This is a genomic window from Nocardia wallacei, assembly GCF_029868745.1.
GTDB classification, from domain to species: domain Bacteria; phylum Actinomycetota; class Actinomycetes; order Mycobacteriales; family Mycobacteriaceae; genus Nocardia; species Nocardia wallacei_B.
Genome location: NZ_JARWOP010000149.1, coordinates 1 through 9,390 on the forward strand (window position 1 = coordinate 1; position 9,390 = coordinate 9,390).

9 protein-coding genes are annotated in these 9,390 nt (G+C 67.3%); 1 reads left to right on the forward strand and 8 read right to left on the reverse strand.

Annotated elements, in window-relative coordinates:
• Positions 1-111: 111 nt before the first annotated feature.
• The 7 genes from QH470_RS12330 to QH470_RS12360 all read right to left on the reverse strand — a co-directional run bounded on the left by QH470_RS12330 (position 112) and on the right by QH470_RS12360 (position 6,915).
• Positions 112-1,362 (reverse strand): acyl-CoA dehydrogenase family protein, encoded by a 1,251-nt coding sequence (locus tag QH470_RS12330; protein WP_280272462.1) that lies wholly within the window; start codon positions 1,360-1,362, stop codon positions 112-114.
• Between the two features lie 24 nt (positions 1,363-1,386).
• Positions 1,387-2,256, reverse strand: a complete 870-nt coding sequence (locus QH470_RS12335; RefSeq protein ID WP_280272463.1) for an SDR family oxidoreductase — start codon at positions 2,254-2,256, stop codon at positions 1,387-1,389.
• A gap of 23 nt (positions 2,257-2,279) precedes the next feature.
• Positions 2,280-3,155 carry a MaoC/PaaZ C-terminal domain-containing protein gene (locus QH470_RS12340; protein ID WP_280272464.1) on the reverse strand — a complete coding sequence of 292 codons (876 nt, stop codon included), beginning with the start codon at positions 3,153-3,155 and terminating at the stop codon, positions 2,280-2,282.
• On the reverse strand, positions 3,152-3,589 hold the full coding sequence (locus QH470_RS12345) for a type II toxin-antitoxin system Rv0910 family toxin (RefSeq protein WP_280272465.1): 438 nt from the start codon (positions 3,587-3,589) through the stop codon (positions 3,152-3,154). The genes QH470_RS12340 and QH470_RS12345 overlap by 4 nt, the downstream gene beginning before the upstream one ends.
• Before the next feature lie 27 nt (positions 3,590-3,616).
• Complete coding sequence (locus QH470_RS12350; protein ID WP_280272466.1) at positions 3,617-4,831, reverse strand: lipid-transfer protein; 1,215 nt, start codon at positions 4,829-4,831, stop codon at positions 3,617-3,619.
• Between the two features lie 203 nt (positions 4,832-5,034).
• Complete coding sequence (locus tag QH470_RS12355) at positions 5,035-5,679, reverse strand: TetR/AcrR family transcriptional regulator (RefSeq protein WP_280272467.1); 645 nt, start codon at positions 5,677-5,679, stop codon at positions 5,035-5,037.
• Positions 5,680-5,748: 69 nt separating this feature from the next.
• A complete protein-coding gene (locus QH470_RS12360; protein ID WP_280272470.1) occupies positions 5,749-6,915 on the reverse strand; it encodes an MFS transporter in 1,167 nt (388 codons plus the stop codon).
• 322 nt (positions 6,916-7,237) lie between these two features.
• Here QH470_RS12360 and QH470_RS12365 point away from each other — a divergent pair, with 322 nt between their 5' ends.
• Positions 7,238-7,666, forward strand: coding sequence for a hypothetical protein (locus QH470_RS12365; RefSeq protein ID WP_280272468.1), 429 nt, complete (start codon positions 7,238-7,240; stop codon positions 7,664-7,666).
• An 86-nt stretch (positions 7,667-7,752) separates the two neighbouring features.
• On the opposite strand, the gene QH470_RS12370 is transcribed toward QH470_RS12365, so the two are convergent.
• Positions 7,753-8,970: an NADP-dependent isocitrate dehydrogenase gene (locus QH470_RS12370; RefSeq protein ID WP_280272469.1), complete on the reverse strand. Its 1,218-nt coding sequence runs from the start codon at positions 8,968-8,970 to the stop codon at positions 7,753-7,755.
• Positions 8,971-9,390 lie beyond the last annotated feature (420 nt).

The following is a 9,390-nucleotide window of genomic DNA, read 5'->3' on the forward strand; positions in this document are numbered from 1 at the left end:
CCCCCCCCCCCCCTCGTCTCCCCCCCCCCCCCCCCGGGGGGGGGGTTGTCCGCCCGGCGGGGTTCCCCCCCCCCCCCCCGCGCCCCCCCCCCCCCCCCCGCCCACGCAGGATTACGCTCCGAGCAGGCCCTTGGCGATGTGGGTCACCTGGATCTCGTTGCTGCCCGCGTAGATCATCAGCGACTTCGCGTCGCGGGCCAGCTGTTCCACGCGGTACTCGGTCATGTAGCCGTTGCCGCCGAACAGCTGCACTGCCTCCATCGCCACCTCGGTGGCCGCCTCCGAGCAGTACAGCTTGATCGCCGATGCCTCCGCCAGCGTCGGCGGCTTACCGGCGCGGGCCCGCTCGATCGAGTGGAAGACCATGTTCTGCACGTTGATTCGCGCCACCTCCATCTTGGCCAGCTTGAGCTGCACCAACTGGAAGCGGCCGATCTCCTGGCCCCACAGCTTGCGGTTCTTGGCGTAATCCACACAGAGCCGGTGGCATTCGTTGATGATCCCCAGCGCCATGAAGCCGACGCCGATGCGCTCGGCGGTGAAGCTGGACCGGGCGCTCTCGCGGCCGTCACCGCCCTTGTGCTCCTCGGTCTCGCCGAGCAGCCGGTCCCGGCCCAGACGCACGTTGTCGAAGAACAATTCACCCGTGGGCGAGGCGTGCAGGCCCATCTTCCGGAACGGTTTGCCCTGGGTGAAACCCTCCATGCCCTTGTCGAGCACGAAGGTGAGCACCTTGCGGTCGCGCTTGTCGACCCCGGCGTCGCCCTCCTCGAGCTTGGCGTAGACGATCACCGTGTCAGCGTAGGGGCCGTTGGTGATGAAGGTCTTCTGCCCGTTGAGGATGTAGTCCTCGCCGTCGCGCTTGACGTAGGTCTTCATCCCGCCGAACGCGTCCGATCCGGAATCGGGCTCCGTGATCGCCCACGCCGCAACCTTTTTCATGGTCACGATGTCTTCGAGCCACCGCTCCTGCTGCGCGAGCGTGCCGCGCGACATGATGGTGGTCGCCCCGAGACCGATGGACACGCCCAGCGCGGAGACCAGCCCCATGCACACCCCGGACAGCTCGCCGATCAGCACCGCCATCAGCGACTCCTGCCCACCGAACGGGCCGCCGCCGGACCCGCCCCGCTTCGCACCGGGTTCGGCTCCTTCGGCCTTGGCCCGCTGCTTGGCCAGCATCTTGCCGACCGCCTCGGCGCCCATCGCGTCGATTCCGAACTCTCCGAACAGCTTTCGGATCACGGGATAGGGCAGCATCTCGCCGCTCTCCAGGGCGTCCAGGTGCGGCCGGACCTCCTTGGCGATGAAACCGCGGACCGCGTCGCGGATCAGTACGTCGGTCTCGGACCATTCGAACACGTTGTTCTCCAGTGGTTTTCGGGGTTACGGCAGGCGGGCGGCGATATCGTCGATCAACCAGGGGCCCTCGGTCTCGATGGTCTTCACGTCGTGCCAGCCGGCCAGCTCGGAGATGGCGCCGCCCTGCACCGCGAACACCTTGCCCGTGATCGCACACTTGTCGCCGGCGAGATAGGCCACCAGGGGCGAGATATTGGCGGGACTGAACGCGTCGAACTCGCCCTCCGGGACCTCGGCGGCGAAGATCGCGCCCATGCCCGGGGTGGCGAGGGTCAGCCGGGTGCGGGCCATCGGCGCGATCGCGTTGACCCGCACCCCGTACCGCTCCAGTTCGTCGGCGGCCACCAGGGTGAGCGCGGCGATCGCGGCCTTCGCGGCCCCGTAGTTGGCCTGCCCGGCATTCGGGACGGTGACACCCGAGGCCGAGGCGGTGTTGACGACGGCGGCGTTGGGCCGATTGCCCGCCTTGGCCTGGTCCTTCCAGTACGAGGCCGCGTGCCGCAGCACGTTGAAGTGCCCCTTCAGATGCACCGCGATCACCGCGTCCCACTGGGATTCCTCGAGCCCGGCTATGAAGCCGTCGCGCAGGATGCCCGCGTTGTTGACGACCACATCGAGTCTACCGAACTCCGAAACGGCCAGGTCGACAAGATTTTTCGCGCCCTCCCAGGTGGCGATGTCGCCGGTGTCGGCGACCGCCCGGCCGCCCGCCGCGGTGATCTCGTCCACCACTTCCTGCGCCGGACCGGTATCCGCGCCCGTCCCGGTATTGTCGCCGCCGAGGTCGTTCACCACGACCGCGGCGCCCTCCCGCGCGAACAGCAGCGCGTGTTCGCGGCCGATGCCGCGGCCGGCGCCGGTGATGACGGCGACCTTGCCTTCCAGTGCGCCCATCCGTAACTCCTGTCTGTGTTCGTTCAGTCCGCGATCTCGGCCAGGCCGTCGCTGAGCACCACGTCCGCGCCGCGCACCGTTTCGAAGGCGTAGGTGGTGATGCCCTTGTCGGACTTCACCTTCCAGATCCGGGTGCGTAGTTCGTCACCTGGAAAGACCATCTTGGCGAACCGCACCGCGAAGCGCCGCAGCCGGTGCGCATCCGAACCGCCGACCTCGGTGAGCACCGCCCACGAGGCGAAGGCCATGGTGCACAGGCCGTGCGCGATGATGCCCGGCAGCCCGGCGTCCTTGGCGACCTCCTCGTCGAGGTGCAGCGGTACCGGGTCGCCCGAAGCCGGTGCGTAGCGGTAGGTCTGGTCGAGGTCGATGCGCTGGGTCACCTCGGCGACCGGGTCCTGCGCGCGCAGGCTCTCGTCGAACTTGTGCTCCGGTGCGGGCCGGCCGACCGTCTTTCCCGCGTCGATGTTGCGGAAGAAGGCGGTCAGGTATTGCTCGTTCACGAGTTCGCCGGAGTCCGTGCGGCATTCGATGTGCACCGTGATGCCGCTGCCGTTGGGCCGGCCCGCGTACCCGATCGCCCGCGCCCGCGAGACCAGCGTCTCCCCCGGGCGGATCGGACGGTGGAAGTGGAAGTCCTGCTCGCCGTGCACGACTCGGCCGAAGATGTCCATCGGCGCCACATCGATGACCGGGACCAGCATGGCGTCGAAGACCGGCACGATCGCGAAGACCGGCGGCGCCACCTCGCCGCCCCGGTGCGCCTCGATGGGATCGTTGGTGGCGGCGGCGTATTCGGCGATGCGTTCGGCCAGAACCTCGAAACGTTCCTCGTCACACCAGCGGTTCAAGCCGGAGTCGTCGAATTCGACTACGCGGCCGCCGGTTTCGGTGCTCACGCCGCCGCTGCCAGCGCCTCGAGCTGCTCGAGGGACTTCTCGAGCTGTTTGCTGCCGTCCTTCTCCACCGCCTTGCCGAGCGCGCCCTTGATCAACGCGCCCTCGAAGTCGCCGTTGACCGACAGCTCCGTGCCGTCCGCGGCGGGCGCGAGGGTGAAGGTGAATTCGACCTTCACGCCGGCCATTCCGGTCGCGGTCAGCGTCAGCGTGCGGCCCGCCTCAACGGCCGCGACGTGCCATTCGAACTTGTTGGCCATGCCGAGCATGACCACCTTGGCCACCAGCTTGTTGCCCACCTCGAGAGTGGTCGGCGGCTCCTCCATCCAGCGTTCGTGGATGGAGAACCAGTCGCCCCAGGTGTTCGGGTTGCCGACCACGGCCCACAGGGCCTCGGGGTTCGCGGACAGGGTCTTGGTGTATTCGATGTGGCCCATGGTGCTCTCTTTCGTCGTCGGCCGGACTCAGCGGTCCGCGCGCTGGTAGGCCGTGACGACGGCCGCGCCGCCCAGGCCGATGTTGTGTTGCAGGGCCGCGGTCACATTCGGCGCCTGCCGCCGGTCCGACTGCCCGCGCAGCTGCCAGGTCAGCTCGCTGCACTGGGCCAGACCCGTTGCGCCCAACGGATGTCCCTTGGAGATCAGGCCGCCGGACGGGTTGACCACCCACTTGCCGCCGTAGGTGGTCTGGTTGTCGTCGATGAGCTTCCCGGCCTCGCCCTCGCCGCACAGCCCGAGCGCCTCGTACAGCAGCAGTTCGTTGGCCGAGAAGCAGTCGTGCAGCTCGATCACCTGGAAGTCCTCCGGGCCGAGGCCGGACTGCTCGTAGACCTGGCGCGCCGCCTGCACGTTCATGTCGTAGCCGATGATGCTCTTGGCGGTGCCGTCGAAGGTGGAGGCGAAGTCGGTGGTCATGGCCTGGCCGACGATCTCCACCGCCCGACTCGCCAGGCCGTGTTCGTCGACGAACTTCTCGGACGCCAGGATCGCCGCGCCGGAACCGTCGGAGGTCGGCGAGCACTGCAACTTGGTCAGCGGGTCGTAGATCATCCGCGCGTCGAGGATGTCCTGGAGCGAATACTCGTCCTGGAACTGCGAATACGGGTTGTTGACCGAGTGCTTGTGGTTCTTGTACCCGATCTTCGCGAAATGCTCGGCGGTGGTGCCGTAGGCCTGCATGTGCTCGCGGCCGGCGGCGCCGAACATCCACGGGGCCGGGGGAAACAGCACCTCGGAGATCTCCGCCAGCGCCATCATGTGCTTGGCCATCGGCTGCTCGCGGTCGTCCCAGGTGGAGCCGAGCGAGCCCGGCTGCATCTTCTCGAAGCCCAGGGCCAGCGTGCAGTCGGCCAGTCCGCCCCGAATCGCCTGTGCCGCAAGGTAGAGCGCGGTGGAGCCGGTCGAGCAGTTGTTGTTGACATTGACCACCGGGATGCCGGTCATGCCCAGCTCGTAGACGGCTCGCTGGCCCGATGTCGACTCGCCGTACACGTAGCCGACGTACGCCTGCTGCACCCGGTCGTAGGAAATGCCCGCGTCGGCAAGGGCTTTGGTGCCCGACTCCCGCGCCATGTCCGGGTAGTCCCACGCCCGCGTGCCGTCCGCGTCCTCGACCTGACGCCGCCCCGGCTTCTCGAATTTCGTCATGCCGACGCCGACGACGTAGACCTTGTTCGCCATCGAACTCCTCACCTCGCGCGGTCTGATCTGGAAACAAACATACGGAGCTGTATGTAACTACGCAAGATGTGGGCGCGGATAAGGCCCTGAATGCCGAGGCAGGGCGGAGATACGGGTCTTACGCGGTCATATACAGCCGCGGAGGTATGCAAGGCGGAATGGCCGAGTCGCCGTGTCGGCGCGTTGCACTTCGGCAGTGCGGATCAGCGTCCCGCGCGCAGTCCCGGCAGGGAGGATTCGGCGGCGATGCGCAGGTGCGCCGAGGCGCGTTTCCAGCGCCGCAGGGCGCGGTCGGAGTCCGGATCGATGAAGTTGGAGACCAGGATTCCGCGCAGCGCGTCCATCGCGGTGTAGACGAAGTCGCGGGCGGTCTTGCGGTCGACCTCGTCGGGTACCAGCTGGGCGACCGCCATCAGCACCGCGTTGTTGACGAACGGCTCGACCTTCGCCATCTCGGCGGCCAGCACCCGATCGACGCGGCCCGCCACCCACAGCTCCATCGCCGCGATGAACAGCGGGCCCTGGTGCAGTTCCCACAGGAAGTCCAGCACCGCGGCGACCGGGTCACCCTCGTGCCGGAATCGGCCGAGTTCCCGCATCGCCGCATCGGTGCGGCGCTGCGCGAGATGGCTGATGGCGGCCACCACGAGATCGGTCTTGGAGCCGAAATGGTGGACCTGCGCGCCCCGGGTGACGCCCGCGCGCTCGACGACCCGGGGCGTCGTGGTGCCCGCGTAGCCGTACTCGACCAGGCAGTCTATGGTGGCGTCGAGCAGGCGGACGCGCATCTCGCTACTACGCTGCTCCTGCGTGCGGCGCTGCGGCTTCGAGACTGCGGGCCTGACCATCCGGGAATCATACACTTACATGCACAGATGAATGAAAATGTGTGGGACCACCGCATCGGTCGCGGGCCGTCACTCGACTGTAGCGGCCACCGGCTCGCGGGCCGCGCCACGGCGGGCGAGCCAGACGGTCCCGGTGAACATCAGCACACCCGCCACCGCAAGACCCGCCCCGACGACCGCGGGTGCCGTGTAACCGAGGCCCGCCGCAATCACCAACCCGCCGAGCCACGCGCCGGCGGCATTGGCGATGTTCAGGGCGGCGTGGTTGAGGGCGGCGGCGAGGGTCTGGGCGTCGTGCGCGACATCCATCAGGCGGATCTGCAGGCCGGGAGCCAAGGCCGCGCCGGACGCGCCGACCAGGAACGCACCCGCGCCTGCCGTGAACGGATTGTGCGCGGCCGCAACGAATCCGGCGAGAATGACGACCATCGACACCAGCGCCAGGAACACCGCGCGCTCCACACCGCGATCGGCGAGCACGCCGCCGACGATGTTTCCGGCGATCATGCCCAGACCGAACAGCGCCAACACGATCGGCACCAGCCCGATCGGCATGCCCGCGACATCGGTGAGCGTGGTGGTGATGTAGGTGTAGACGGCGAACATGCCGCCGAAGCCGACAGCGCCGACCAGCAGCGTCAGCAGTACCTGGGAGCGGCCCAGCGCACCGAGTTCGGTACGCGGATCGGTCACGCGGACGCCGGTCAGTTCCGGAACGAATTTCGCGATGGCGAACACGGTCGCCAGTCCGATCACGGCGACCACCCCGTAGGCATCCCGCCACCCCAGATGCTGGCCGAGCCAGGTGGCGGCGGGAACGCCGACAACGTTGGCGGCGCTCAACCCCAGCATAACCGCGGCAACCGCCTTCGCGCGCTGCCCGACCGGCGCCAGAGTGGCGGCCGCGAGGGACGCCACCCCGAAGTAGGCGCCGTGCGGCAGCCCGGAAACGAAGCGCGCGGCCGTCAGGGTCGCGAACGAGGGCGCCAGCACCGTCGCGACGTTGCCGACGGTGAAGGCGACCATCAGCGCGATCAGCAGGCGCTTTCGCGGCACCCGTGCGCTCAGCGCCGCGATGACCGGCGCGCCGACCACCACGCCCAGCGCGTACGCCGACACCGCGTGCCCGGCGGTCGACTCCGAGACGTTCATGGCGTGCGCGATATCCGGCAGCAAACCCATGGTGACGAATTCGGTGGTGCCGATGCCGAAACCGCCGAGCGCGAGCGCCAGCATCGCGGGGACATGCCAATCGGTGCGACCGGGGTGATCGACCGCGGGGACGTCGGCGGCGGACGGCTCGGCCTGCCCGCGCACGGACGAGTCGGCGGCGGAGGACTGGGGGGAGGCCACGGCGGGCTCGGAGACGGAAGCCACGCTTCACCGCAACACGGCGGCGAACGCTTACGCATCCCGGAGGGACGGTGATCTCACTCACCGGGGTCGGAACTGCCCGCCCAGACGCTCCGAAAATGCCGCTATTCACAGCCGGATCGGTTATCCCCAATCGCCGATCGCCCGCTTCCGCCGGGTTCGCGCGGCCTCTAGCGTTGTCGTCATGACCAAGCCGCAGCGAGACCCGATTGTCGACCGGTTGCGTCACGACGTCGACGACCTCTACGAAATGAACGACGACACCAACCGCACCGCACACACCTCCCTGGCCGCGGTGCGCGGGGTCGACCTGCGCCTACGCCGCTTCCAGCGAACCAGCGGCCGCCAGTTCGGGATCCTCATCGCGACGCTGCGACAGCACAGTCGACGCTTCGACCAGACGGATGCGCGCCTGGACGGGATGGACCGGCGGTTCGACAAGATGGACACGCGGCTGGACAAGATGGGCACGCGGTTCGACAAGGTGGACGAGCGATTCGATCAAGGGGAGGCGTGGAGCGGGGGCGCGGATCAACGACTCGACAACATCGAGGGATACCTGCGGCAGATGCAGCACACGTTGACCGAGGTGGTCACGTTGTTGCGGAAGTAGGTCGCCGCGAGAACAATTCGGGCACCCGCGGCCACCGGGGTGCGGTGGGGGCGGGTGCCCGGTTGTTCAGCTTCTCGTGCGGGTGCTCAGCGCAGTTCGCGCGCCAGGTTGGCGTCGAGCACACCGAGGAATTCCTCGGTGGTGAGATAGCCCTGATCGCCGCCGACCAGCAGCGCCAGGTCCTTGGTCATCTGGCCGTCCTCGACGGTCTTGATGACGACATCCTCGAGGGTTTGCGCGAAGCCGATGACCTCGGGGGTGTTGTCCAGCTTGCCGCGATGGGCAATGCCGCGGGTCCACGCGAAGATCGAGGCGATCGGGTTGGTGGAGGTCGGCTTGCCCTGCTGGTGCTGACGATAGTGGCGGGTCACCGTGCCGTGTGCGGCCTCGGCCTCACAGGTTCGCCCGTCCGGGGTCAGCAGCACCGAGGTCATCAGGCCCAGCGAGCCGAAGCCCTGCGCCACGGTGTCGGACTGCACGTCGCCGTCGTAGTTCTTGCACGCCCAGACGTAGCCGCCCTCCCACTTCAGCGCGGAGGCCACCATGTCGTCGATCAGCCGGTGCTCGTAGGTGAGACCGGCGGCGTCGAACTCGTTCTTGAACTCGGTCTCGTAGATCTCCTGGAAGGTGTCCTTGAACATGCCGTCGTAGGCCTTCAGGATGGTGTTCTTGGTCGACATGTAGACCGGGTAGTTCTGCTGCAGGCCGTAGTTCAGCGACGCGCGCGCGAAGTCCTCGATGGACTTCTTGAAGTTGTACATGCCCATGACGACACCGCCGTCCTCGGGCAACTGCACGACCTCGTGCTGGATCGGCTCGGAGCCGTCCTCGGGCGTGAAGGTGAGGGTGACGGTGCCCGCCTGATGCACCTTGAAGTCGGTGGCGCGGTACTGGTCACCGAACGCGTGACGGCCGATGATGATCGGCTTCGTCCAGCCCGGAACCAGGCGCGGGACGTTGGAGATGATGATCGGCGCGCGGAAGATCGTGCCGCCGAGGATGTTGCGGATGGTGCCGTTGGGCGACCGCCACATCTTCTTCAGCCCGAATTCCTTGACGCGCGCCTCGTCGGGCGTGATGGTGGCGCACTTGACGCCCACGCCGTGCTGCTTGATGGCGTTGGCGGCGTCGACGGTCACCTGATCGTCGGTCTTGTCCCGATACTCGATACCGAGGTCGTAATACTCGAGATTGATGTCCAGGTACGGATGGACCAATTTGTCCTTGATGAACTGCCAGATGATCCGGGTCATCTCGTCGCCATCGAGTTCGACGACGGTACCTTCAACCTTGATCTTGGACATGGATCTTCGTGTCCTCCTAGGAAGGTGCTCCCATTGCACGGCCAGGTGAACACGCTTGTGAGCGGACCCCAGCTGTTCAACAGACAACGTATACGCCCCGCGTTGTCCGCGAGACTTCGAGGTACTAAACAAGACAAGCGTACTGGTGCGCTGGGTCTCACTTCCAGGGGCCGTCCCATTGAGAGACGGTCACATCACATTCGCGGGGTCGCACACGAGGGCCCGTGCCACCAAAGCGGCCCCCGCCCATCCCCGCCGGTGTGTAATAATCCAGCCAACAGCGCGGCCCGGGAAGCCTCGCCCCGCCGATTGCCGACCATCGCACCCCAGTTCTTGAATCAAATTCAAAGTCTGACGGTAGTGCGAGGACGCGGGCGGGTCAAGGCAGAGTTTGAATATGCTTCTAATTCTCGGCAGGCC